The sequence below is a fragment of the Candidatus Bathyarchaeota archaeon A05DMB-5 genome, assembly GCA_019685655.1.
GTDB lineage: Archaea > Thermoproteota > Bathyarchaeia > Bathyarchaeales > Bathycorpusculaceae > DSLH01.
On the sequence record JABFQP010000001.1, the window covers coordinates 218866 to 243834 of the forward strand.

Genomic DNA, 24969 nt, shown 5'->3' on the forward strand with positions numbered 1-24969 from the left:
TGAACTCCAAAGGATACGTTTAACCGTTGAATTTTGCTGAAAAGTTGAGGAAAGAATTTTCATTCTTCCGAGGAAACTACCTAATACTCATTATAAGCTGGATTTTGATGGATTTCGCTCATGAACTCCCAGGAACATACTATCCCGACTATGTCATTCAACTCGGCGGAAGCGCAACAATCCTTGGAGTAATAATGCTTGTTTCTTTGCTAACATTAGCTTCCGTTCAGTTTTTGGGAGGATACTTAGCGGACAAATATGGAAGACGATGGCTTGTATCAAGCTTAACCTTCGGAGTTGCCCTTTCATTCATTTTTTACGCGATTGCTCAAAGCTGGGAACTCATTCTAGTCGGAGCCGTAATACAAAACCTATGCCTACTATACCAGCCAGCCTTAAACGCTCTAATGGCTGATTCGTTGCCGCCGGAAAAACGTGGAATGGGATTTTCTGTGCTTAATTTAATAATGAGCGTTTCAACCACTCCTGGTCCTGTTATTGCACTGTTTTTAGTGACCGCTTACGGTTCCATAATGGGTATGAGAATTGCCTATACTATTGTTATATTTCTATATCTCGCAGCTGCTATCGTGCGCCTAAAATTGAAGGAAAGCATCAAGACCGCCGAGAAAATAAGCATAAGAGAAGCACTACGAGCATATCCAAAAGCCATAAAAGAAGGAATAAACGTATGGAAAACAGTGCCACATTCGACACGGTTTCTATTTTTCTCTGAATTAATTATGCGTTTTTCAATTGCGATGACTCAAACGCTGTTCATGGTTTATGCTTTTTACGTGCTCCGGATAGGAGGCCCGCGTGAAGTTGACCCGACTTTTCAGTTGGCTCGCATAAATTGGGGTTATGTCATGATTGCTCTTTTCATCTGCATGATATTCTTGTCTTTGCCCGTAGGCAGACTAATTGACAAAATTGGCAGGAAAAGACCTTTACTAACAGCGAACCTTCTGATGATTCCAGCCATATTATTGTTTATTTTCGGAAATTACTTAACACTCTTCATATCCATGCCACTCGCTGGGTTCTCAATGCTTCTTGGTTTTTCGTCTTATCAAACAATGTATGCTGACCTTGTTCCACAATCAAAACGAGGAAAAATAACGGGTTCAGCTAACTTTTTCGCTTATATATTAATGGCTTTAGGTGCTGGTTTGGGCGGATTCTTGTATGATGATGTATCTCCTATGCTTCCGTTTTTGCTCACAGCCATTTTTGCAATTCCTTCTACAGTGTTGATATTATTTGTGCAAGAACCAAAACCGGAAGAAAGACAAGCGTGATTCGCATAATCTTGATGATCAACCGCTTCATTAAGAGAAAGCTGTGTTAGAAGAAAAATGAAGATGTAGATTATGGTTGTTAAAAGATTGGTGGAGAAACTTCTGCTATACTTCCTCACTATCACGTTTGCTAAAGTATAATATGTCACGGTGTTCCACATACCCGCATTCTTTGAACAACTTCTTTGATGCAGTGTTATAATCTTCGATTAAGGCGCAAAAAATTCCTAACCCATGCTTTCTAAATATTTGCTCTGATTCAGAAATCAGTGCTTTAGCAAAGCCGCGGTTTCTATAGTCGGGGTCAACTGCTAATCGGTTTATCCAGCCTTTTCGCATGTCACTGCTCAGAATCGCGACACCTACAAGGCGGTTATTTTCAAAAACTCCAAGAAAAAATTCTGGATTCGCCCTCATTTGCGCGGCTATCGCTTCTTTACTGTCTCTTCCTTTGGGTTTAAAAGGCAGGCCTGCTTTGCGCCAGAGCCGTACTATTTCCTCATAGTTGTCTATGGTTAGCTTCCGAATTTCCATGCAACCACACAGAGAGCGACGGAAGCCCCTATTCTTTTTCAACCTCTTTTACGACATCTACAATTATGTCTAATGCGGAATCAACGAGTTCTCGTGTAATGTTAAGTGGAGGCGCAACCCTAACTGTAGAAGCCCCACAAGCTATCACAGCAACTCCTCTTTTCCAAGCGCGCATCATGATTTCCGAAGCTTTTTTAGATTCAGGTTTTTTGCTTTCCTTGTTTTCCACAATCTCCATTCCGATCATTAAGCCTTTGCCCCTTACGTCACCGACTATCTCGCTTTTCTCTTTCAACTCTTCAAGTCTTTTAAGAATGTACGCGCCTTGTTTGGTTGCGTTTTCCAGAAGCCTTTCTTCCTTGATTATTTCTATTACAGCATTTGCAGCAACGCATGAGAGCGGATTACCACCGAAAGTGCTTGCATGAGAACCCCCAACCCAGTCCATAACTTTCGCTTTAGCTATGGTTGCACCTAATGGTAGTCCTGAAGCTAATGCTTTGGCGCTACAGATGATGTCTGGTTCAACGTTCCAGTGCTCAATTGCAAACCACTTCCCTGTTCTGCCCATACCAGACTGAACTTCATCGTCAATGAGTAGAATGCCATATTTGTCTGCGAGTTTCTTTAGCCGCTGGAAATATTCTGGTGGCGGAACCACATATCCTCCTTCTCCTTGAATAGACTCAAAAACAATGGCAACGACATCTTCCGGAGGAACATACTTCTGAAGGACAAACTCGTCAATGAAGTCTACACACCAATAGTGACACTCTGGATAGTTTAGTTTGAAGGGGCAACGATAACAGTACGCATACGGAACATGAGTAACGCCTGGCATAAGTGGGAAGAAATAGCGCTTTTGGGTGGGTTTACTAGCGGTGAAAGAAAGAGCGCCAATTGTACGCCCGTGAAATGCGCTTATGAACCCAATGAAAAGTTGCTTGCGAGTGTGCCATTTTGCAAGTTTGATTGCTGCTTCAATTGCTTCAGTTCCGCTGTTACCAAAGTAGACTTTTTTAGCGTCTTTTCCCGGCGTAATCGATGAGAGGTTTTCTGCGAGGTCAACCACTTCTTTATAGAAGAAGTCAGTGTTGGAATAGTGCAGAAAACGGTCACATTGATTCTTTATTGCTGCAATAACCTTTGGATGGTTATGACCAACATTTAGGCACACCAAGCCAGAATTGAAGTCTATGTATTCATTTCCATCCACATCTTTTACAATACAGCCTTTTCCAGACTCAACAACAAGCGGGTAAAACCGCACGTATGATGGCGAAATCAGTTCCTCATCTTTTTTTACGAGCGCTCTTGCTTTTGGTCCGGGTGGAGTAACAACGATTTTCGGGTAATTCATCTTAAATCACCAATAGGAGGAATAAAGTTTAGAAAAGGGGGTTTTATATAATTACCTATCTTTTTTGTCTAAAAATTATGATAGGTAAATAGTCCAAAATAGGTCAGTTGCACATTTTATTAGCACTTTGGAGGAAATTAAGACGGTTTATGGTCGCGCCACTGTAATCTCAATCGCTGAAACATTTGACTTTTGGCCTTCGCCCCGAGCTACTTCCTCTGTAGATATGTTGATACTTTGAAGTTGCAAATCTTTCAGAAACGCTCGCCGCAACAACTCAACAGTGTCAACAGCTCTACAAATCACTCGCCCTCTAGCTTTAACTGTAACCTTTTTGGCACCTGAGTTGAAAAAAGTTAAGCAAGCGACCACGTAGTTCATCACTGGTTTTTTGCCGATGAACACGACGTTATCGTTTGATTCTGGGTTCCGCTGTGGTTTAGCTGGTTTTTGGGCGGTTTCCTCCTTTCGCTTCTTTTCTGTCATATTTTACCTCCTTTTTCGCTGATTGCAAATGGATGGCATCGTAAAGCGGAGTATACATGGTTTTTGAGATTCTTATATTTTTCCGTGCAGTGTAGCGTCAGACAGACTGTTTGACGCCAATTTACGGTAACGTTCCCAGTCTTCATCAACCCACTGTTGGATCCTGTTTACGTCTTCTTCTGTTAAGTTGCGGAATCTGCCTTGCAATTGTAAATATTCCTTAACGGGTTTTCGTTTTGCTTTATCAATCAAACGGTCGCTTGGAGAATTAAGTTTGAACTTTCCATATTCAATTTCGTATAATGCCCACAAGCCAGTTTGAACGGCAAGGCGTCCAAGCTCTACTGTTCTGTTTGCGTCATAACGCCATCCTGTAGGGCATGGTGCTAAGACATGAATGTACTTTGTGCCTTTGATGTCTCTTGCCTTTCTCATCTTCTCTACAAAATCTATAGGATAGGAAGGGCAAGCAGTTGCAACGTAAGGTATTCTATGTGCAGCCATTATGAAAGGCATGTCTTTTTTCCTTTCTCTTTTTCCTGACGGAGTAGTTGTCGTCCAAGCACCGTAAGGTGTCGCTCCGCTTCGCTGCATCCCAGTATTACCATAAGCCTCGTTATCATAGCAAATGTAGATGAAGTTTGTCTCTCTTTCAGCCGCCCCGGACAAGGCTTGAATCCCAATATCAACTGTTCCACCGTCGCCAGCCCAACCGACAACCGTTATGTCTTCCATTTTCCGTAGACGCAACGCAGCAACAATTCCAGAAGCCGCGGCTGCAGTAGATTCAAACAGAATGTTTTGGAGAGGAACAGCAACGGAAGTGTATGGGTAAGGTCCTTGAATCACGGTTGTACAACATGCTGGAACAACCATTATAACCTTGTTTCCTAAAGCTTTGAAGAGTAGACGAATTGCAATAGATGGGCCGCAACCAGCACAAGCAGCATGACCCTTAAGTAAGTATTCTTCTTTAGGAAGTTCTTTTATTGTCACCATTATTCTCACTCCCTCAAATCAACCCATTCAGTTTCTTTCTCCACTTTTCCTGCGTGCATCTGTTTTAGCGATTTTTTAGCAATTTTCTTGATAGTTTCTGAAGTGACATCTCTTCCTCCTAAGCCCGCAACAAAGCCTGCAAGCAATGGTCTATCTTTTCTGTTGAAAAGAGACGCTTTAATCTCCGACGCCAGAAAGCCTTCCATTCCAAAGGATATATGGCGGTCTATTGTTGCTAACATTTTAGCTTGCTCTGCAAGCTTTGCTATTTCTTCCGTTGGGAAAGGACGAAAAACTCTAACCCTTGCAACGCCTACTTTTAAGCCTTCCTTGCGAAGACTGCCGACGGCTATTTTTGCGTCGCTTGCCATAGTGCCCATAGTAACCAATACTAAATCCGCATCATCGCATTTGTACTTCTCAATTAACCCGCCATACTCAAACCCGAAACGTTTACTGTAGTCCTTGTCGATTTTCGGAATCAACTGTTTTGCGTTCTCCATAGCTTCTTGAATCACGTAACGAAACTCCATATACCAGTCTGGTGAAACCAAATTTGCATGAGATAAAGGACGATTAACATCCAAAATCCACCCGCATTTATAGGGGGGCAGAAAATCATCAATCTTTTTTTGCTCAGGAATTTTCACGGGCATGTACGTGTGCGATAAAATAAAACCTTCTAAACAAACCATGGCAGGCAAAAAGACTCGTTCGTCTTCACAGAGTTTGTAGGCTTGAATAACCGTATCAAAAACTTCCTGATTATCAGCGCAGTAAAACTGAATCCAGCCAGTATCGCGTTGAGAAAGAGAGTCGCTGAAGTCTGGCCAAATACTCCACGGAGCACCCATAGCACGGTTAACAACAACCATCACTACAGGCAAACGAGAGCCAGCAGCCCAATGTAATGCTTCATGCATAAGAGCTAACCCATGAGCAGAAGTCGCTGTGAAAGTTCGAACTCCAGCTGCTGCCGCAGCGATACATGCTACCATGGCGCTGTGTTCAGATTCCACTCGGATATATTCGGCGTCCATCTCTCCACTTTCGACAAAATCAGCTATTTTTTCTACTACAGTTGTTTGAGGAGTTATTGGGTATGCGGCTACAACCTTTACTCTTGCCGCCTTTGCAGCGTATCCGGCGATGTGGTTTGCCGTGTCAATAATCACTTGTGCCATTTTTATTCTTCCTCCCGTTTCATTGTTATCGCTTTAACTGGACACTCGTTAGCACATATCCCACAACCTTTGCAGTAATCGTAATCTATCTTGGGTGAGTCATCTTCTTGGCGTGCAATGGCAGCGTCTGGACAGTAAATCCAGCATATGGTGCATCGAGTGCATTTGGAATAATTAACTTCAGGTCGGAATGTTCTCCAAGTTCCTGTTTTTCCCATGCTACCCACTGTAGGTTTAGATAACGGCGTAATGGGCATTTCCTTACAAGTTTTGGAAGCACTGCACATATGTTCTCACCATCCTTTTATTAAACGGTCATAAGCCAATTCTGCAGCTCGCGCATTCTTTTCTCCCGCTGCACCTGACCAAGTTTCTTTTATGGCTTTCACGACGTTTTCCAACTTAATTTCTTCAGTGGCCTTAGCGAAAGCACCTATTATTGAAGTGTTAACCACAGGCGAACCAGCAACAAGGAGGTTTAGTTCGAGAGCAATTCCGGTTGCGTCAACCGTGGCAACCTTATAATTTTTTATTCCAGTTTCTGCAGGGTTCTTTGTCGTATTTAAGATAATTATTCCATCTTTCTTCAATCCTTCAGTTACGTCCACAGTTTTGTAGATTGCGGGGTCAAGCACAATTACATAATCGGGATTGTAAACTTGGCTATGTACAAGAATTGATTCGTCGCTTATCCTTGTGAAGGCTTTGACTGGCGCACCGCGCCGCTCTGCACCAAAATAGGGAAAAGCTTGAACCCACTTACCCTCAATAAAAGCAGCGTGCGCCAACAACTCTGCTGCTGTTACGCTGCCTTGTCCTCCGCGCCCATGAATTCTGATTTCCTTAAGCACGGCTTTTTCCTTCCATTAAGAAGAGAGAAGTGCTTGTTTCAGACTTATTAGTTTAGCTTATAAAAAACACCAAAAATAACATTAAAATGATGCCGCTTGACACAAAAATTGGGGCGACTATTCGCTTTGCTCTTCGTTTAGCCCTATCTATAAGAAGACAGAGGGTTTCTAGTGCTTTTTCTCCTATAACCTTAACATTGTGGATTTCCACTTTGCGGCACGCAACTTTAACGCGTTCCAGATTAGATGTAGCAGTAACTATAGACTCTTTTATATACTCAATAAGTTTTTCGTGGTCTATAGCCTCTCCAATAGGGTGATACCCGCGTTCAACCAGCACTATTGCATTTACTAAATGTGTATCTGTTGTGAAAATTTCGCCATCGTTTATTCCTAGGGAAGAGAGAGCGGAGAGGATTTTTTCGCGTAAACTAGTGACCATGTTGTTGCCGTCAATGACTACGTAAGCAGTCTTTTGGTCGCCTACTTTGACAACAATGGCGGTGATGCCTCCTGGTCCCATGCCGTCTTTGAGGCTAAGTTCTCTAGGTTGAACGTTGGCTACGCCGACTTCGAACGGTAACTGTTTAAGGGAAACTGCTTTCTTTAAACACTCAATCGCGACAGCTTTCAATGAGCTTAAAACATCTTCTGTATCTGCATTTCCGTCAATACTGTTATGAGCGTTAACAACCGTGTAGCATGTTATTCCGCGCCTTTCTGCCTCTTGACTAACAAAATAACCCAATTCTTGAGGAAAATCTTCAGTGGTTCTAGGTGCAAGACTGAAAGAGATGAAGGCTGATTTACCGAAAATTTGGCAACACGCGGTGGCTATGCCATTACTAACTTTAACAAATGGTGTTGCTCTTGCCTCTGACCCTTCAAAGTTCACTGAGTCAATAATGTGACTGATTACTTTTTGGTTTTGAGACTGCGAAGCCAAATCAAACTCGTGCCCGAGCAATCCGTGAGGAACACATGCAACACAGTTGAGCGTATTCTCTAATGATGTCTTAAGCATTGAGGGTAAAGGACTGCTTCCAATGTTTTTGAAAGGTCCAGGATGAATAGATGGCACGGCGATTACTGCTTTAGGTTTGGCGGAATCAAATTTTATGAGAGAAACTTCCACGTTTTGTTCTTCGCCCAACTGCTCAAGAAAACTTTCAAACGGAGCATTCAAGTCTACGACCCAATTCAACAGGAAAGCCTTCAAAAGAGACAAGGAAGGAACTTTAAGCGTTTTTTTGCCCACGCGATTCAAAGGAGAAAGGAAAAGCCAACTTGAAATAATGCTTACAACAGACGCGAATACTAAAAACAAAAATAAGAGATAATCGATTTCAGTCCAAATTATCATCAGTTGAAGTACGCAAGGGATTGGTTGAAGGAAAGAGGCTGCGAGGAGTTTGCTGTAATTTTTGAATGATGTTGCGTTAAGAACTGTTAACCGAAAAATCAGCACGGCAGAAAATCCCAAAAGGCATAATCTAACCCACCAAATTGAACCAAACCAGACAGTGAGAACAGTTCCTATAAAAATGAAAAAAAGCCAAAAAACCCAACTGAAAAGTGAAAGTCCAGTGGTTCTTCTTAAATCGTAAATAGGGTCTCCTTTCAAAATTAGAGCACTTATAGCATGATCAAGAACGATGTTTGTAAGCAACAAAGAAACTCCAAGAAGTATTCCTACAATTAATCCATAAAGAGAAGGGAAAAGGATAATTGCGGAAAGTACACCACTGCTAATGCAAAGCAAGGCAAGAAGCAAAACCATCTTTCCATATGGCGGAAGCTTAAACAACGAAGAATAGTGCTTAACCGCCTTATCCATGGAAATAGTTAATGAATCGCTGCTTGCCACAGTCATCCTCTCGTTCAAATTTTCTATGAAACATTACTAGGCATATTTTAAAGTGTCGCGAAGCTCCGCATAATCACCACGGAGAGTTAAGACACTCTTAGGAATAATCATTCACAAGTTGGAACTAAAATTTTTACATAAACACTGAAAAATGGGAAATCATAAACTAAAAGGCTATCATGGCGAAACCGGTAAGTTAACATTACCTCACCAGGGGCAACGGTTTTATTTACCAAATATCTATTATAGGATTTTGCGAACCTTATGCCAGAACAAAATGTTCCCCCAACCATATTTCATATGCTTGAGAAAAATCTGGGTAAACAAATTCGCGTAATTTTAGATCCAGCATATGGTTTTGAGGGAACATTAGCAGCGATCACGCGAGAGCCCGCTGGGATATGGCTTTCCGATGCTGAAGCTATAATATTGCGTGCAACAATTGCGCAACCCATACCACAAGTTGCTGGAAGGGAAGAAAGAAGCGAAATATTCGTTCACCTTAACTCTGTTCAACGAATCGAAATTTTGCATCCGCCTTCTCGACGCTAGAATAGCACTATTTGAAAAAGACGTTTGCCAAAACACAAACAACGATTAAGGTTATCGCTAAAGCCACAAGTATCTCAGGTTTAACCTTAACCCCTTCCGTCTCTTCCTCAAAGAACCGAAGTAACCCCGCACTTGCAGCAGGCATTGGCGCTGACTCTTTCTTCTTCTTTTTCTTGCTCATCTGAGCCAACCTTTCTCAAGAGTGTAAGTAACTTTACAAGTTTCTCTATTATTAATGTTATGTTGTCTCAAAAGAGTTTTTATTTGTGATTAAAGGATACTGTGATGCAAAAGGTGTGGATGATGACGACCCCCCAAGAGGAATATAATCACGTGATTAATCTTCTACAACAGCATCATAAATGGTTCCAAGAAAGCATTCCACTCATAGCCAGCGAAAATGTTCCAAGCCCAGCCGTCCGCGAAGCCATAATGTCAGACTTTGGAAACCGCTACGCAGAAGGATGGCCTGGAGAACGCGTGTACGCCGGGTGCCGCTTTATAGACCAAGTAGAATTCAAATGTATTGAACTTATGAAAAGGCTTTTTGATGTAGAGTTTGTGGATGTCAGGCCCATTTCTGGCGTTGTAGCAAATCTGGTTGTGTACACAGCGTTTACAGAACCTGGCGACACTATTATGGCTTTGTCCATTCCGTGCGGCGGACACATCACAACAGGCAAGAAGGAGCTGGGAGGAACGGCAGGAGCTGTCCGCGGTCTAGTAGTTGAATATCTCCCGTTGGATTACAAGGAACTAAATATTGACGTTGACAAGGCAAAGGAGAGAATTCAAAAACTAGCAGCAGAAGGAAGACCACCTAAACTTGTCATGTTCGGCGCAAGTGTTTTTCCATTTCCGCATCCAATTAAGGATCTGGAAGATACAATTCGTTCAGTAGGTGGAACAGTAGCATATGACGCTGCCCACGTAGCAGGACTAATCGCGGGAAAACAATTTCAAGATCCTCTGAAAGAAGGCGCAGATGTAGTAAGCTTAAGCACCCACAAAACATTCTTTGGACCACAACATGGCGGAGTTCTTTCGTGGACCAAATACGCGGACAAGATAAAACGTGCAACATTTCCCGGAATGGTAAGCAATCACCACTTACATGCAGTTGCAGGCGTCACAATTGCATGCGCGGAAATGCTCGAATTCGGACAAGAATATGCAAGCCAAATAGTGAAAAATGCTAAGGCTTTGGCACAAGCACTTTACGAGAGAGGCTTCAATGTTTTAGCAGAGCATAAAGGTTTCACGCAGTCACATGTGATTCTAATCGACATAACAAAACAAGGAGACGGCGGCACAATTGAAGAGACTTTAGAAAAAGCGAATATCATAATTAACAGAAACTTGCTGCCATGGGACATTAAAGAAGGACGCCACTTCATGCACCCGGGCGGCATAAGATTGGGCGTATCAGAAGTTACAAGACTTGGAATGAAAGAATCTGAAATGGATGAAATAGCAGAGTTCATTAAACGCGTGATAATGGACAAGGAGCCTCTAGAAAAAGTGAAGATGGATGTTGCTGAGTTCCGACGAGACTACCAAAAAGTGCATTACTGCTTTGAAAACGCAACAGAAGCCTACAAGTACATAAAAATTCGGTAAACGCGTTCAATGTTCATGATAAAAGCGAAAATACAAGTATGGCCTATTGGTCATGGCAACCGTTTAATAGACACTTTCTTGAATTGCTGAGTGAACACCAAATTCAGGTGCTCATAGGCATTCGTAGATTTCCAACATCAAAAATTGAACATTTCAAAAAAAGAACAACTGCAAAAGTGGCTCCCGGGGCATGACATAGAATATGTTTGGATTGGCAACGAATTAGGCGGATACCGGCAGGGTGGATATAAAAAGCATATGCGAACTAAACTTTTCAAGGAAGGATTGAAAAACTCTGTGAACTTGCGGCGAAACAGCGTGTTTGCCTTATGTGTATGGAAATAAACCCAAAATATTGCCATCGCCGATTTGTCTCCGCCAATTTAGAAAGAAAAGGTACCAAGGTAATTCACATAACCGAAAAGGAACAAAAAAGTCTTACAACTTGAGCATACGCTAATTTTATCTATAATAGGTTCATCTTCTCTGTTTTAATAAATGAAACACGCGCTTTCCACACGAAACAAGGTGAAAAAATTTGCATATATCAGAGTTCCAAAAAATGATGCGCCAAATATACTTTCACAGAGATTCTGAACGTGGAATAGATGGAACGTATAATTGGCTTGTAGATGAAGTGAAAGAATTAGGTGAAGCGTTAAAAGCAAGCAATAAAAAAGCTTTGGAAAACGAATTTGCAGATGTCATCGCATGGTTGACCTCACTTGCGAACATCGCCAACGTAGACCTAGAAAAAGCAGCACTCAGCAAATATCCTAATCAATGCCCAAAATGTAGACACACGCCGTGCAACTGTGTCTTTTAACCCAAATTTTCTAACCGTTTCTGTCCTAAACCCGTGAGAACCCATACACATGGTTTATTGCCTTTTCTCTCAACTATCCCTTCAGCTTCAAGAAGCTTCAAATGATGCATAACAACGCCATAATGCATTCCTACTTCTTTCATAATAGTCTTGGCATCGAGGGAGCGCCCCTCAAGACTATTTAATATCCGCGTTCTAGCCTTAAGACCAAGCTTGACGTTTCTTATATGTGCCAAGTAAGCATTAGGATGATAAATCTCTTTTAACATGTCCACCGCATATAATTAAACCTTTAAAATAGAAAAAGTTTCTTAGGCAAAATCCATTAGGCTTATCTGCTTCGGCTTTTGCCCCTCAAACAAAGCGTTAATTTCCTCTCTCACAAGCAGAATTCTCTGAGAATAATACCGCGGCAACCTATACTTCTTGACAAGGTGTTCAGCCGCCTCAAGATACTTCTCAATCCCGCCACGATAGACGGTGAGAGTTAATTGTCCTCCACAAGAGGGGCACTTACCGCGAAGAGGCAACCGGCGAAAATGTTTGTTACACGATTTGCATCTGAACCCTTGTGTCGAGAAAGCACGTAAGTTTCCTGCAATATCTCGAATAAAATGTTTAGTTAAAACCTTTAAGGCTACTTTTCTAGCGTCCACCGCCTCAATTTTCTCAGCTAACTCAAGCTGGCTGTTCAGTTTTTCAACCATCGTTTTGAACAATTTATACGCGCTATCAACATTTCCCATGTTAACATTTGACACGGGAGTCGTGAAGCCGAACCCTTCAAATTGCGCCTCTGAACCAAGACGGTATTCGACGATGTCAATGAGATGGCTTACTTGTTTAGCCTCTGTATGCTCCAATGTTTTTTCGTAAAATTCCAAGGGGTAAGCTTTAGCCACGTCCACATCATGCGCTTGCCTTTGCACCTCTTGCGGATTAACAACTGGAATCAGAAGCAACGGAGCATCCATTATTCCACCTATCTGTGCAGGCAAATACTCTCTGGAAAAATTAAGCAGGGTATCCAAAGCAAGCATTAAAGCGTCTTCATCACCATCGCAGTCTCTACGCTTTGCAGAATGCCAAATTGGATGCGCATAGCACACGTTTAAGTTGGTGAAGCCTACAATGCGCCCTATAATACTAACAGAAGTGTGTGGAGCTAAACCGGCAACTAAATGTCCAACAAGGTCTTCCACCCGCTTAACGTTGTAGTAAGGCGAAAGCCCATAGACTTTCGTTAAGAGTTCGTCGAGAAAGTCTGCAACACGCATAAAGTACTCCGCACATTTCATTGGAATTACCACATCTTGTAGTTTCAATTCGCACACTTGATTTGGCTCGGTTAATTCTGCACCATCAATTGCGTGAGTATAGCCCAATTGCCTAAGCTTCTCAACAGAAACGCCAATCTCAGAAGGTTTAAAATGCGTCAAAGGAGCGTTTGTAACATCAAAACGGATTGTTCCATCCTTGTAAACTGACAACCCATGTCTCGCACGCAAAACGCCTTTTTCAAGGATTTCAGGGACTTTTTTTTCATTCGTTAGACCCTTGACGCCTTTCAATATTTTAGGTGCGGAAACACCTAGACGACTACACGCGCCTTCAAGCATTTCTCTAAAGTTAATTACTTGCTTTTGAGAGAACTGCACGGGCACTTTACATGTTGGGCATTCTTCTGCATTCAAAACTCGTCCACATCTAGGACAACTTTTCTCGAGAACAGTTTCAGAGCCACACACAGGACAAACAATTCTAAATGTGAAAGTCTTGCAAATAGGACATTTACGCTTTACAACCTCTACAAATGCCGGTTCCTTTTTCGCTGCTTCAACAAGGTCTCGTTGGGAACCGCCAGACAAACCTATAGGAAAGAGCACATGGACAAGAGGTTTCATCTCCCGCCTTTTTGCTTTCTCAGGTCTCCCCATCCTAGCACCAACAAGAGTTGGAGCTTTTTCCCTTACTTGCACGTCAGAGAGTAAGCTAACTACTCCAAGAACAGTTTGCGCGGATGAAAAATTCTCATCAAAAGATTTTCCATAGCCAAGACAAAACGCAAATGCATGAGCATCTTCATCTTTAATGAGAACCTTGCCATCAAAAACTTCATGTGGCAAACAGATTGTTTCCAAAGCCTGTTTGATATTTGCCTCAATTTCTCCAACAACTTTGCAGCAAACGCCATTTTCAAATTGTACTTCTGCTTTATGAAGCCAGTTTCTTAACAGTTTAAGCTCTTCAACTGATGAGAGGTATGACCAGAAAAATGTAAAAGACGGGTGTAAAGGCACGCGCAAAGCCAACGATAACGCAATAGCTTCTTTAACATTAGGCTTGCAATAAAATGGGTCTGCCAAGAAAGCCGCTAGCCTCTCAAGAGGAATCTTCGTAGTTTCCGTTATAACCTCCAAGTTCCCATTAAACTGTTCAGCAATTGCCTTTCGTAAATCTTCAACCCACCACTCTTCAACGTATCCAGAAGGCGCAAGAGGTTTACTGCTGTACAAGAAATCGCCATAGCCAATCAACATGTCTCCTAAAAACAGAATTTTTTCTACGTTACCTTTTATGGCATTGAAATTTTCAAGAGTAACTCGAATAACAGACCCATCCTTTAACCGAACAATAGGCGGTTCCATAGTGTCCACAGGAACCGCAATGCCGCCTTTCCCAGGAAGTTCCAAACGGAGTTGAGTACCCGCTGCCAGAAAACCTTGAAGAACTAGCATAGTCGCAGGGTGAATACCAACAGCAGACAAACCTGTGTTCCGAGCTCTACCATATCTTAAACGAAAACCTCCACGTCTTGATGGAAATGAAAAGATTGGACGCCCAGCAATAACATCATCCATAAACCCCGCAGACTTTTTCTCGGATTTTTTACGAAATTCCTTAAGCCAGTCCCACCCTTGAATCCCAAGTTTCTCAATTATTGTTAAAACTTTAAGCGCACGCCCAACCACGCCGTCATTCACAACTCTTAATGCGCCACCTCTTACACGGTTAGTCTCTATCCGCGGAAGATTCCTAAAAGAAGAAACTTCCACAGGGTCAGATTCCGTGCCTGTTACTTCAACAGGAAGCCACTGAAGCGCCTTACGTAATTCATCATCCGAAACATGAAATTGAAAGCGGCTTACAGAGCGTTCATAAAGTCTAACTTCCTCAATGAAACGTAAGATCTCTTCTTCAGTAGGCTTATAACGATCAAGACCCAACAATCGCCGCACAAAATCTCCAACAACTAGTGTGAGAGCTTGGTCTGTCCCGCCTGCCGATCTGATGGGACCGGCAAAATAAATTGCTAGATACTGTGTTCGGTCACGGTTTGTTTTAATTTTCACTTTTGCTACTCCTTGGAGAGGAGCAGCCGTCAGTCCTTCTGTCAGAATTGCAAGTGCCGTGCGTATTGATTGCTCTGCTGCTACTTCAGCTTCCATGTGCCCAAATTTGCCATAAACGATTTCTTCAGCGATCTTAAAGGCTATCTCTTCTCTGGGCAACCTTTTGCTTAACTCTCTTATGCTTTCTGCAACACCCTTCGGTCCAACGAGACCTTCTACGAGGTCGGCTAAATCTTTCGCAATTGTGCACTCAGGTTTTAGTGTTGGGTCAAGACCGTTTGCTCTGGCTTTTTCGCTTATGGTGTATAATTGGTTCAGTTTACTTTCTAAAGTTTCCACATATCGCCGATAGGCCTCGCTCATTGGACCGTTCAAACTTTCTCCCGTCTACAATTCTTTTTGCCATGGTATATTTTGGTTTTGTAACACAAAAAACGCAAAAATAGTAGAGCAGAATACGTTTACTCCTTGTGAATTCTACACAAAAACACTGTTGACCAATTTTCTTTTGTGCGTCCCGTGGCTTTATGGTAAGCGTCCCCTGCAAGTTTACATCGCTTTTCAACACACCCCTTACAGCGACCATGCCTCAAATCAGAAGGACCATCACAAACGCCACAGTTAAGTATCAAAACTTCACCTAAACCTCTCAGTGTAGCCCAAACATACTCATATTCATCATATTGCGGCTCAAAATCAGGCCACACCTCATAGACATTTTCATTTTCAAAAATTTTCTTCAAAGCAGAAAAATAGTTTCCAAAGGCTGTCAAACTCGTTTCACATCTTGCCTTGTTTTATGCCCTCTACAATCTCAGAAACTTTTTGCTTAACTTCGTTGTTTTCAACCACATTACCAGTAACGATTATGTCCGCCCCAGCCGAGGCCGCAGCTAAAGCTTGTGATCTGGATCTTATGCCGCCTCCAACAATTAGGGGCACATCTATGTAATGTTTAACAGCATGAATCATTTCGGGAGGAACTGATTTTTTGGCGCCAGATCCTGCTTCTAAATATATAAAGCGCATGCCCAAATATTGTCCAGCTAATGCATGCGCCGCTGCGAGTTCAGGCTTATTGTATGGAACTGGAACTGCCCTGCCAACTATGCCGGCTGTGCCGCCTTCACCAACAATTATGTACCCCATGGGAATAGGCTCTAACCGATGCTTTTTAACTAAGGGAGCCCCCAAAACTTGTGCGCCCATTAGAAAGTAGGGGTCAACAGAGTTTAAGAGAGACATAAACCAGATAGCGTCAGCGTAACGCGTTATGCCTGTTACGTTGTTTGGGAAAAGGATTACTGGAATTTTTACTGTGCGTTTGATAGCCTTAACAACGTGGTCCAAGTGTGTGCTGGAGGTGAACGTTGAGCCACCAACCATTATAGCAGAGGTGCCGCTTAAATTTGCTTTGGCGGCAATTCTAGAAGCTTGAGGGGGCGTCACTTTTTCTGGGTCTATGAGGGTTATGTGAATTGACCCTTCCGACTCAATTTTTTCAAGAAGATATTTTTCAACACGCCCTATCATGGCTAACCAGCTCAGCTAAACATTTTTACTTTCAGGCAAAGAAGCTTTTCGTGAGCTTCCATAAAGTTTGTCAGTAAACATGCAGTAAATGTCAATTTCTCCCTGTGCGGGTTTCGCGGGGAACTCCTCTTTCAAGCCGCAGCTACCGCATCCAACCACTGCACGACTTTCTTCTCGGAAAATTTCAACTCTCACGGCTTCCTTTCCGCATCTTGGACAAGAGAAGAATTTAGGCAACCGTTTTTTTGGAATGCGAACAACTTTTCGTCTTCTTCTCCCCATTTGCATCCGCCTAAATTATAGAGTACACCCTTTTCATATTTACATTTGTCCTTAAATACTTGCCTATAAGCATAAGACACTGAGGGTGTAGCTGTTTGGAGTTGACGCCTTCGGTTCTGGATTTGAACTGGCAAGAAGTGAAGACCAAAATAACCAGGTTTATCAAGGATTACTTTGAGAGAGTCAAAGCTGAGGGCATTATTGTAGCGCTATCTGGTGGAATTGACAGCAGCACCGTCGCAGCGCTTTCAGCGTTAGCTATCGGAAAAGGCAAAGTTTTGGGGCTCATGCTACCAGAAGAGGAAGCCTACAACGCTAAAGATGTCAAACACGCAGAGCTTGTCGCTAAAAAATTCGGATTAAAGAAAGAACGGGTTGACATCACTCCTGTTTTAGAAGCATTCTACAAATCAATACCAATATTCGCTCCAGCAGACAACCTTTGCAAAGGCAACATAAAGGCACGAACCAGAATGATTTACGTGTACTATTATGCAAACAAGCTCAACATGCTCGTTTGCGGTAGCTCAGACAAATCAGAAACAATGATGGGCTACTTTACGAAGTGGGGTGACGTTGCCGCAGATATATCACCAATAATGGACCTCTACAAAACTCAAGTTCGAAAACTTGCGTATCATATAGGGGTACCAAAAGAAATTGTTGAAAAACCATCTTCGCCAGCATTGTGGCCCGGACAGTTTGCAGAAACAGAGCTTGGCATAAAATATGAGCAGCTTGACCTTATTCTTTATGGACTGGAACATTTCATGAAAACCGAAGAAATAGCAAACCAGTTAAACATAGAAAAAGAACTAGTGGAAAAGGTAAAACGCAGATGGCTTGCCACAGAACATAAAAGGCGGATGTTGTTAACAACAAAGATTGAATATCGAACGGTGGGAGCAGATTTTAGACTCCCACGGAACACGCCTTAATCATGAGAGGATTGCCATGAAAGAGAGATTCAAAGTAGCTCTTGCACAAATAAGCTGCAAATGCGGAGACAAGGCAGCGAACATAAAGAAAATAGAAAAACTGGTCTCTAAAGCAAAGAAACAAGCGGCGAACCTTGTGATTTTTCCAGAACTCTCATTAACTGGTTACGTTGTAAGAGACCAAATTTACGAGTTAGCAGAAACAATACCAGGACCATCAACCAAAATCATCGAAGGAATCGCCAGAAAAGCAAAAGTACATGTGGTTTTCGGCATGCCAGAATTAAGTGAAAAGGCACAAGCAACCGTTTACAATTCAGCAGTCCTTGTAGGCCCCGACGGATTTATTGGAAAATACCGTAAAATGTACCTTCCAACTCACAGCGTCTTCGAAGAAAAGAGGTATTTTAGACCTGGATATCAAGCAGCAGTGTTTGACACTAAACTCGGGAAAGTAGGTCTAATCATATGTTACGATATCTTCTTTCCAGAAGTGAGCAGACTGGCACGTCTTGCTGGTGCTCAGCTAATAGTTTGCATCTCAGCTTCACCAGCGGTGCGGAAAGCATTTTTTGAAGCATTAACAATTGCCAGAGCCATAGAAAACACAGTCTTTCTAGCGTACGTAAATTTAGTAGGCATAGAAGATGGTTTGCAGTTTTGGGGCGGAAGTAGACTAATAGGACCTAACGGAAAAATTCTTGCCCAAGCAAAATATGATGACGAAGACCTTGTGACATGTGATGTGGACTACACGGACATAAGACCAGTGGAAACATTTGTTCCAACATTGAAAGACCTACGCCCAGAACTTTTTGACAAACTGAAGGAAGCCTCAGAGAACCTTTAGAACAGCTACCTACGCTTTTCCACTGCTTTTTCTATCCTGGTTAATGCTTCTTCTAATTGTTCATAGGATGCAGCGTAAGAAATACGTAAGTACCCTTCGCCATGATTGCCAAAGGCAGAGCCAGGAACTGTTGCTACACGGGATTCTTTGGCAAGAAACTCTGCAACTTCCTCAGAGGACATACCAAAGTCCCTTATGTTTGGAAAAACGTAAAACGCGCCTTTCGGAAGTTTACAAGCAAAGCCTTCAATCTCATTAAGTCTATCGTGTACTAGGTGGCGTCGTCTATCAAATTCTTGAACCATGCTCGCGACAGAGTCTTGAGGACCATTTACCGCAGCTAACGCAGCGTACTGTGTAGGAGTATTTACACAAGCGACTGTATACTGATGCGCTAGCCATAAAGGAGCGACAAGTTCCCTTGGCCCATAAACATACCCAACCCTCAATCCAGTCATTGCATAAGTTTTAGAAAACGAGTTAACAACTAACGTACGCTCGCGCATCCCACGAAAAGTAGCAAAGCAACAATGCTTCGCTTCGTCATAGAGAATCTTCTCGTAGACCTCATCAGAAATCACAATCAAATCATGCTCAACAGCGATTTTTGCCAGCGCGGCAGCCTCATCATGCGAAAGAACGGCGCCCGTGGGATTGTTGGGATAGTTCAAAATTATCACACGTGACTTTTTCGTGATTAGTGACGTCACATTTTCAACTAACGGCTTAAACCCATTTTCTTCAAAAAGAGGAACAGAAACAGGAACACCGCCAGCCAGCAAAACGCTTGGTTCATAACACACAAATCCAGGATTCGGAATTAACACTTCATCGCTGGGGTTTACCAAACTGAACAACGCAAGAAAGATTGCTTCTGTTCCGCCAACTGTGACTAGTATTTCAGTGTCTGGGTCGTAACGGAGATTGTAGTCTTTATAGGCTTTTTGAGAGAGAGCTTCTCGAAGTTCTGGAATGCCGTTGGTTAGTGTGTAATGTGTTTTTCCTTCTTTTGCAGCCCGAGAATACGCCTCTAAAACATGAGGCGAAGGTGTAAAATCGGGTTCTCCAACGGTTAAATTGATAATTCCAGGTATTTTTTGCGCTAAAGCGAAAAAGCGGCGTATTCCAGAACTTTTTATGGCTTTTAGGCGTTTTGCGGGTTCGAAGTGTGAAACCAAGAGGTAATCCTCAGTATGCATTATTTTCTTCAACATAAAATGTTTACGTTCGTAAATCAGCTAGTAGGATGGAAGAATATTCGACAGACTTAAAAGGGTTACCTCGTATACAAAACTGTATTCATTAGCAAGAACCCATAGAGGGAAAAGTGTGAAGTTAAAAGAAAGCGTGCAATCATGGCTTACAAGTTCCTTAAACGACCCCGTTGTGAAAATACTCGCTAAAAATAGCCACTTAACAAAAACACAACTTGAAACACTGCTCATAGACATTTTATCCGAAAATATCGCAGGCAAACCGCTAAAATACGATGAAAAAGCCAATTTACGGCTAATGAAGGCAAAAATAAGTCGCGGAGCCTTCAACAGGACTTTAAAACAGGCAAAAGGAAATGTAATAAAAGCAATCTACACGGTACTACTTTTAGGATATCTAGGAGTCTTTGAAACCACAACTTTAGACCCGTATTTAGAAATAGCAAACAAGTTACAAGAATACATTGACGCGTACAAGAACATACCAAACAAAAGCGGAGAATTAAATGAGCACCTAAAAGTCATAGAAATCATAAGAGAAGAGCTTGAAACAAGCCTAAAACAGCTTTCAAACGCCTCGGAAGGCTTAGTGTGACGTCACAAATCACACTAAAAAGTAACCTAACTTCTAGGGCGTGAAACCCAAAATCTTTTAGCCGAAGAAAACAGTTGGAAATTCGAAAATAACCCATAATTAAGGCGTTTTATGGTTTCATAGCAACGATGACGTTTGGTGTGAGTGTTACAATAAACTGTGATGTGTGACGTCATAGGGGCATGGGATATATGCGTAGAACCATAATCTTTAAATCTTTTATGGTAAAAATGTGATGTGTGATGCAACATGACTCAATCACACATAATCACATGTGAATCACAGAGGGATTCTTCTGACTGACATTTTGTTAATTCTGGCGGGTATGTTGTCAGTTGCGACTGTAGGCGCTGCAGTTGAGTATTATAGGCAACTTCGTAGAGTTCAGAAAGAATATGAAAAGGCGCGAGAGGTTGTCGAAGACATTGTTCTGAGTTTTAATAGACAACTTAGACAAGAATCAGAAAAATTGGAGGCTGTTGCATATAAGGTTCATTCGGTTTCTTCAAAAAGCGACAGTGCCTTTAGCAAGGCAGAAAATGTTGATAAACAGTTACGTGTTTTAGAAACAAAGCTCAATGGCGTTGTAGAAGATAAGGATAAAGTGTTAACAAGACTAGAAGAGGTTGACAAGAAACTGTGTGATATTGTTGTGTCACATGAGACATTAAACACTAAAGTTTCTACCATAGAAGAACAAGCTCGTCACTTCACTGCAATACCTGAAGCAAAAGTCGAGGCGGTAATACCAATAAAGAGAGACAAGGCTATGGCACCATTGACTGAAACTGAAATTGCTGTGTTGGAAATGCTTGCAATGGAAGGTTCAAAGACTGCTCCGGAGATTAAGGAAAGAGTTAAACTGAGCAGGGAGCATACGGCGCGGTTAATGAAGAAGTTGTATGAGGAAGGTTATCTGGAAAGGGACACGAACAAGATTCCATTTAGATACAGTGTCAAGAAGGAAATGGAGAAACTTTTGAAAAAGACAGAAAGCGAAGCAACGTGATATCATAAGGAAGGAGATTCTTGCTCACGTAATCTCTTGAGACGCTCATCCATCTCTGAAAGATTCTTTGTTTCAGCAAGTCCATAATCTTCTTTTTCTCTTCTCTGTAAATATTCGGGGTAATGTGTAACTTTTATTGGTACGGCAAACCGAATTTTTGGTTCGGATATAAGTAGAGCCTCGCCTACATCTAACATTTTGATTTCGGTATCGCTGTATTCCAGGTAAGGCGTGTTTTCAGTTAAATATGTTCTATCTTTTCGCAGCTCGGTTTTCATTATAACTTTTGTCCATAGTTCAGCGAAAACGTCAAAGTTAATCCTTGAGGGACGTGGTGTTACAGCGTTAAGTCCAACTCTGTATTTGCGGTATGTCAGGGCGATGTCTGAAAATATTGTTCTTGGTTTGTTAGGGTCCAGGAATTCGTGTGCTTCTTCGAGCGTAATAAGAAGTGTTGGAAGTTTCTGCCATTCTGCGTAGTTTTCTTCCCACAAGCGCTTGTAATGGCGTGCAACAGTCGACGCTACAAGGCAAGTTATTTTGTTCTGGTCTTCTGAGCTTATTCCGGAAATGTCTATGAGGCAAGTGATTCCGTTGCATAGGTTTTGGGTTACGTTGTCAACGAAACTGTAGTCAGAAACGGGGAATAGGTCAGAAGAAAGAGAAGACAGTTTAAGCATTAGAGCATCAATTACATGTTTCATTTTGTAATCCGCAACGCGCCCAACTCCAACATGCCCTTCAGCGCCATAAACTTCTCTTGTTTCTTCAATCCAGCTTTTATCTAGCTTTTTATAGAGCTTCTTTGCAAGCCTAAGCTGAGGAAGCCCTATGTCAGGAAAAAGTGTGAGAAGTTTTTCTGGGCTTATTGTACGTAAACCTACAGCCATTTTTCCATCGCGTGAAGAATAGTATTGAACTTTGCTGTGAAAAAGCGGATGATCTTTTAAACCTCTTTGGGGTTTGATGCCTTTTCCTTCGAGAAGTTGCCCGGCAAAGTCAAAAATTAAGGCCACTGTCTTTGGGCTGTTGTCAATTATCTGAGCATTTAAAATCAGTTCGGTATTTGTTTTCCCAGAGCCAGTCATTCCAAACATGCCCATCATCAGCGGTATAGCCTCAATATTTATACCTACGGAGCCAAGAGATTGCTCGCCTGAACGCAGTCGCCCTAACTCTAATTCTCCAGAAAGTTTAAGGACAGCGCAATCTTCTTCGCTCGCTGCGTATACTTTGTCTCTATAGTTTGGGTTAAACGTTGGAGAGCGCACCTTACCAGCTGTTTTCTCTAAGAAGAGAATAGCCTCGACACAACGATAGGCAGAGTATGGTCCAAAGGACTCTTTACCTTCTGCTTCACGCAGTTGTTCAATAGTGTCAAGAGTTGAGTTGCTTTCAGCGTTAACAATTCTCGCATAGAAACTTCTCTCGCCTGAGCCTATGCGAACTATCTGCCCAAAAGAAAGAGTTACTCCCTTATTGAGGAAGAAAGAGACCGAGTCTCCTTTTGTTCCACATATAAACCCTATAGAGTTAGAACTGCCCATCCCACCACTCCCACTCAAACGCGTGTTTTATTCCATGCAGTTCGTCTGCAAACCGACAAGAAAACTCTTCTCTACGCAATGCCTCCAATAAGCCCGCTTCAGCAAGGACACCCTCTACTTGATCATGGTAGGCCAAGAGCATCGAATCAGAAGGTTTTGAAAATTCATGAGCAAGCAAAAGAGGAATAGGATATCCTAAACAGCGAGGGTCTTCAGCCACAACGGTTAGAGGTGCAAGCAGTTCACTTACGTCACCCTCAGTCAGGTACTCCATGATATCACAGCGAAAAACACGAAAACTCTCTTTGCACAACTTAACAAGTGCTATGTCACCATACAAGCTCTGATCTTTATCTGCTTCTCTTACTGGATGAAAAACCCATAGGTCGTAAGGGGAAAGAATACTCGTAGTAGCTATAAGATCTCTGCCTTTTTCGTCTTGAAGAGAAGGAGAATTTTTGCTAATAGCTAACAGCGTAATCCTTTCTTTTTCGCATTTTTCATATAAAGCCACCCGAAACTTCCGTTCCCCACCGAAATAGCCGCCGCCATCAAGCAAAAGGTAATTACTACGAGGATCGCTATGCTCGTAGTATGAAAAGTTGGTTTCGCCTTGAAAAAGATCGAGCCCCATTTGACTTTCTAACTCGATCCTTACGTCTGTGAGGAAATTACTACGAGTATGCGCATCGCCAACCACAGTGCATACCCTTTCACGGTAACCCCAGTCAACATCCCGTTCTTTTACTGAGGCATAGGCAACTCGCATGAGGTAGATTCCCCAGTTATTTGCTCTCTTAAGCGTCCTTGTAGAACAATCGACAGCAATAAATCTTCCAGAAAAGGTGCTCATTTTCTTTAAGGGCTTTATTAAAGACGCGTCTGGTTTGGCGGCTATCACTGGTTCCTCTCTTATCTCAGTTACGCTGGTAACTCTTCCTTTGTCAAGGTACCCCTTGAGTTTCTTTTCCATTTCGTCCAAATCCAATCTTATTACATTGTTCACTTGCGACCGTTCCTCATCGTGTTGCTTATGTTGCAAAATTTTTCATTAAAATAGTTGTTTGTTTTTGTTAATTATCTTTTTTGTAGGAAAATATTCAAGGTTATAGTATCTTTTGTTTAAGTGCGGCTTGAGGAACACTCAGCACCAGTTTATATTTTAAGCTGTTGGCTGCTCCCGTTTTCATGAGTATTCCTTTAGTTGTTAACCTTGTAAGATAAGTTGCCACGGTACTGAGGCATATAGGCTCTTTAAATTCTTGTTCGTAAACAGTTTGGATATCTTTTGAGGAGAACCACACAATAGGAAAATGCTTCTGAATTAACGTACGAACTTTTTCATATTTAGTGAGCCCGTTGCCAATACCTGCCGGATTGCTGCTTGGATTGGCTGGCTCGGTTGGCATCCCGCCTAACAGTTCCACCAAATCTAGAAGCCGCTGGGCCTTCTCTCTAGTTATTTGTCCCTCGAAGGCTACAGCATACTTGTTGCCTTCACTATCGAACACTTCAACGCGTATTTTTCTTGCAGGCATTGGTAGCATGCACCACATGTGGTGTTCACAGTTTAACAATTCACAAGTTATAGGTGTTATGGTTAAAATGAAAAAAGAAAAAGTCATTTAAAGGAGGTAAATAGGGAAAAAAAAGGATATTTTCATTTCTTTTAGCTTTACAGGTTTCACAAAGTTTCAAAATAGTGAAAACGGTAAAGAATGTAGGGGAAGTGTTGTTTTCCAGTGGAAGGATAGAGGTGGTTTATTCACAAAGCAGAAACATAAAAAAGTAAATATTTTATGAATAGAGACTGAAAAAGCTGCATTATTAAGTTAATTTCACAATACTTTCACAAAACTGTGAAGAATAAGCGTAAAACAAAGGAAAACAATCTTAAGTCTACACATCAACAAACGGCATGAGAGGATTTATCTTGTTTAGTAGAGTTTACTACTCTTAAGCAATAACTTACTGACACCCCTCTGTTTCCTTTGGAATGCATTACTGTGGGTTTGAAAAAACTTGTGCTAAAATAAAATTTTTAAGTTGTTATTTAAAATGTTTAATA

At 42.0% G+C, this 24969-nt stretch carries 27 protein-coding genes; 9 read left to right on the plus strand and 18 right to left on the minus strand.

The window, feature by feature from the left end; genetic code table 11:
• The first annotated feature begins 26 nt into the window (after positions 1-26).
• On the plus strand, positions 27-1301 hold the full coding sequence (locus HM003_01295) for an MFS transporter (GenBank protein MBX5327978.1): 1275 nt from the start codon (positions 27-29) through the stop codon (positions 1299-1301).
• A gap of 105 nt (positions 1302-1406) precedes the next feature.
• Here HM003_01295 and HM003_01300 read toward each other — a convergent pair whose 3' ends face one another.
• From HM003_01300 to HM003_01335, 8 genes are all read right to left on the minus strand, one after another.
• The gene (locus tag HM003_01300; protein ID MBX5327979.1) at positions 1407-1835 is read right to left on the minus strand and encodes a GNAT family N-acetyltransferase; all 429 of its coding nucleotides are present in this window, start codon (positions 1833-1835) and stop codon (positions 1407-1409) included.
• Between the two features lie 28 nt (positions 1836-1863).
• Positions 1864-3195, minus strand: coding sequence for an acetyl ornithine aminotransferase family protein (locus HM003_01305; GenBank protein MBX5327980.1), 1332 nt, complete (start codon positions 3193-3195; stop codon positions 1864-1866).
• A 147-nt stretch (positions 3196-3342) separates the two neighbouring features.
• Positions 3343-3681: a DNA-binding protein Alba gene (gene albA / locus HM003_01310; protein ID MBX5327981.1), complete on the minus strand. Its 339-nt coding sequence runs from the start codon at positions 3679-3681 to the stop codon at positions 3343-3345.
• A gap of 72 nt (positions 3682-3753) precedes the next feature.
• Positions 3754-4683 carry a pyruvate synthase subunit beta gene (locus tag HM003_01315; GenBank protein MBX5327982.1) on the minus strand — a complete coding sequence of 310 codons (930 nt, stop codon included), beginning with the start codon at positions 4681-4683 and terminating at the stop codon, positions 3754-3756.
• A 2-nt stretch (positions 4684-4685) separates the two neighbouring features.
• The gene (porA, locus tag HM003_01320; GenBank protein MBX5327983.1) at positions 4686-5864 is read right to left on the minus strand and encodes a pyruvate ferredoxin oxidoreductase; all 1179 of its coding nucleotides are present in this window, start codon (positions 5862-5864) and stop codon (positions 4686-4688) included.
• Between the two features lie 2 nt (positions 5865-5866).
• Positions 5867-6121, minus strand: a complete 255-nt coding sequence (locus tag HM003_01325) for a 4Fe-4S binding protein (GenBank protein MBX5327984.1) — start codon at positions 6119-6121, stop codon at positions 5867-5869.
• 36 nt (positions 6122-6157) lie between these two features.
• Positions 6158-6715: a pyruvate ferredoxin oxidoreductase subunit gamma gene (locus HM003_01330; GenBank protein ID MBX5327985.1), complete on the minus strand. Its 558-nt coding sequence runs from the start codon at positions 6713-6715 to the stop codon at positions 6158-6160.
• Positions 6716-6767: 52 nt separating this feature from the next.
• Positions 6768-8600 carry a DUF2070 family protein gene (locus tag HM003_01335; protein ID MBX5327986.1) on the minus strand — a complete coding sequence of 611 codons (1833 nt, stop codon included), beginning with the start codon at positions 8598-8600 and terminating at the stop codon, positions 6768-6770.
• Positions 8601-8846: 246 nt separating this feature from the next.
• Here HM003_01335 and HM003_01340 point away from each other — a divergent pair, with 246 nt between their 5' ends.
• Entirely contained in the window at positions 8847-9134 is a 288-nt protein-coding gene (locus HM003_01340) for a hypothetical protein (protein ID MBX5327987.1), read from the plus strand.
• Between the two features lie 7 nt (positions 9135-9141).
• Here the strand turns inward: HM003_01340 and HM003_01345 are convergent, their stop codons facing one another.
• Positions 9142-9315, minus strand: coding sequence for a preprotein translocase subunit Sec61beta (locus tag HM003_01345; GenBank protein MBX5327988.1), 174 nt, complete (start codon positions 9313-9315; stop codon positions 9142-9144).
• Between the two features lie 119 nt (positions 9316-9434).
• Between HM003_01345 and HM003_01350 the strand changes: the two genes are divergently transcribed.
• From HM003_01350 to HM003_01360, 3 genes are all read left to right on the plus strand, one after another.
• A complete protein-coding gene (locus HM003_01350) occupies positions 9435-10754 on the plus strand; it encodes a serine hydroxymethyltransferase (protein MBX5327989.1) in 1320 nt (439 codons plus the stop codon).
• Between the two features lie 284 nt (positions 10755-11038).
• On the plus strand, positions 11039-11203 hold the full coding sequence (locus tag HM003_01355) for a DUF488 family protein (GenBank protein MBX5327990.1): 165 nt from the start codon (positions 11039-11041) through the stop codon (positions 11201-11203).
• Between the two features lie 89 nt (positions 11204-11292).
• On the plus strand, positions 11293-11580 hold the full coding sequence (locus HM003_01360) for a nucleotide pyrophosphohydrolase (GenBank protein MBX5327991.1): 288 nt from the start codon (positions 11293-11295) through the stop codon (positions 11578-11580).
• Here HM003_01360 and HM003_01365 read toward each other — a convergent pair.
• The 5 genes from HM003_01365 to HM003_01385 all read right to left on the minus strand — a co-directional run bounded on the left by HM003_01365 (position 11577) and on the right by HM003_01385 (position 16748).
• The gene (locus tag HM003_01365; protein MBX5327992.1) at positions 11577-11849 is read right to left on the minus strand and encodes an ArsR family transcriptional regulator; all 273 of its coding nucleotides are present in this window, start codon (positions 11847-11849) and stop codon (positions 11577-11579) included. The genes HM003_01360 and HM003_01365 overlap by 4 nt on opposite strands.
• Before the next feature lie 42 nt (positions 11850-11891).
• The gene (locus HM003_01370) at positions 11892-15296 is read right to left on the minus strand and encodes a DNA polymerase II large subunit (GenBank protein ID MBX5327993.1); all 3405 of its coding nucleotides are present in this window, start codon (positions 15294-15296) and stop codon (positions 11892-11894) included.
• Between the two features lie 98 nt (positions 15297-15394).
• Positions 15395-15706 carry a hypothetical protein gene (locus tag HM003_01375; GenBank protein MBX5327994.1) on the minus strand — a complete coding sequence of 104 codons (312 nt, stop codon included), beginning with the start codon at positions 15704-15706 and terminating at the stop codon, positions 15395-15397.
• A gap of 7 nt (positions 15707-15713) precedes the next feature.
• Entirely contained in the window at positions 15714-16466 is a 753-nt protein-coding gene (locus tag HM003_01380; protein MBX5327995.1) for a geranylgeranylglyceryl/heptaprenylglyceryl phosphate synthase, read from the minus strand.
• Between the two features lie 15 nt (positions 16467-16481).
• Positions 16482-16748: a hypothetical protein gene (locus HM003_01385; GenBank protein MBX5327996.1), complete on the minus strand. Its 267-nt coding sequence runs from the start codon at positions 16746-16748 to the stop codon at positions 16482-16484.
• A gap of 122 nt (positions 16749-16870) precedes the next feature.
• On the opposite strand from HM003_01385, the gene HM003_01390 reads away from it, so the two are divergent.
• Together HM003_01390 and HM003_01395 are read left to right on the plus strand one after the other, a co-directional pair.
• Positions 16871-17686 carry an NAD+ synthase gene (locus HM003_01390; GenBank protein ID MBX5327997.1) on the plus strand — a complete coding sequence of 272 codons (816 nt, stop codon included), beginning with the start codon at positions 16871-16873 and terminating at the stop codon, positions 17684-17686.
• Between the two features lie 16 nt (positions 17687-17702).
• On the plus strand, positions 17703-18536 hold the full coding sequence (locus HM003_01395) for a carbon-nitrogen hydrolase family protein (protein ID MBX5327998.1): 834 nt from the start codon (positions 17703-17705) through the stop codon (positions 18534-18536).
• A 5-nt stretch (positions 18537-18541) separates the two neighbouring features.
• On the opposite strand, the gene HM003_01400 is transcribed toward HM003_01395, so the two are convergent.
• The gene (locus tag HM003_01400; protein MBX5327999.1) at positions 18542-19750 is read right to left on the minus strand and encodes a pyridoxal phosphate-dependent aminotransferase; all 1209 of its coding nucleotides are present in this window, start codon (positions 19748-19750) and stop codon (positions 18542-18544) included.
• 115 nt (positions 19751-19865) lie between these two features.
• On the opposite strand from HM003_01400, the gene HM003_01405 reads away from it, so the two are divergent.
• Together HM003_01405 and HM003_01410 are read left to right on the plus strand one after the other, a co-directional pair.
• Positions 19866-20345: a hypothetical protein gene (locus HM003_01405; GenBank protein ID MBX5328000.1), complete on the plus strand. Its 480-nt coding sequence runs from the start codon at positions 19866-19868 to the stop codon at positions 20343-20345.
• Positions 20346-20673: 328 nt separating this feature from the next.
• Complete coding sequence (locus HM003_01410) at positions 20674-21354, plus strand: MarR family transcriptional regulator (protein MBX5328001.1); 681 nt, start codon at positions 20674-20676, stop codon at positions 21352-21354.
• 2 nt (positions 21355-21356) lie between these two features.
• Here HM003_01410 and HM003_01415 read toward each other — a convergent pair whose 3' ends face one another.
• From HM003_01415 to HM003_01425, 3 genes are all read right to left on the minus strand, one after another.
• A complete protein-coding gene (locus HM003_01415) occupies positions 21357-22901 on the minus strand; it encodes an ATP-binding protein (protein MBX5328002.1) in 1545 nt (514 codons plus the stop codon).
• The gene (locus tag HM003_01420; protein ID MBX5328003.1) at positions 22888-23907 is read right to left on the minus strand and encodes a hypothetical protein; all 1020 of its coding nucleotides are present in this window, start codon (positions 23905-23907) and stop codon (positions 22888-22890) included. The genes HM003_01415 and HM003_01420 overlap by 14 nt, the downstream gene beginning before the upstream one ends.
• A gap of 100 nt (positions 23908-24007) precedes the next feature.
• Entirely contained in the window at positions 24008-24439 is a 432-nt protein-coding gene (locus tag HM003_01425) for a hypothetical protein (protein MBX5328004.1), read from the minus strand.
• Between the last annotated feature and the right edge of the window lie 530 nt (positions 24440-24969).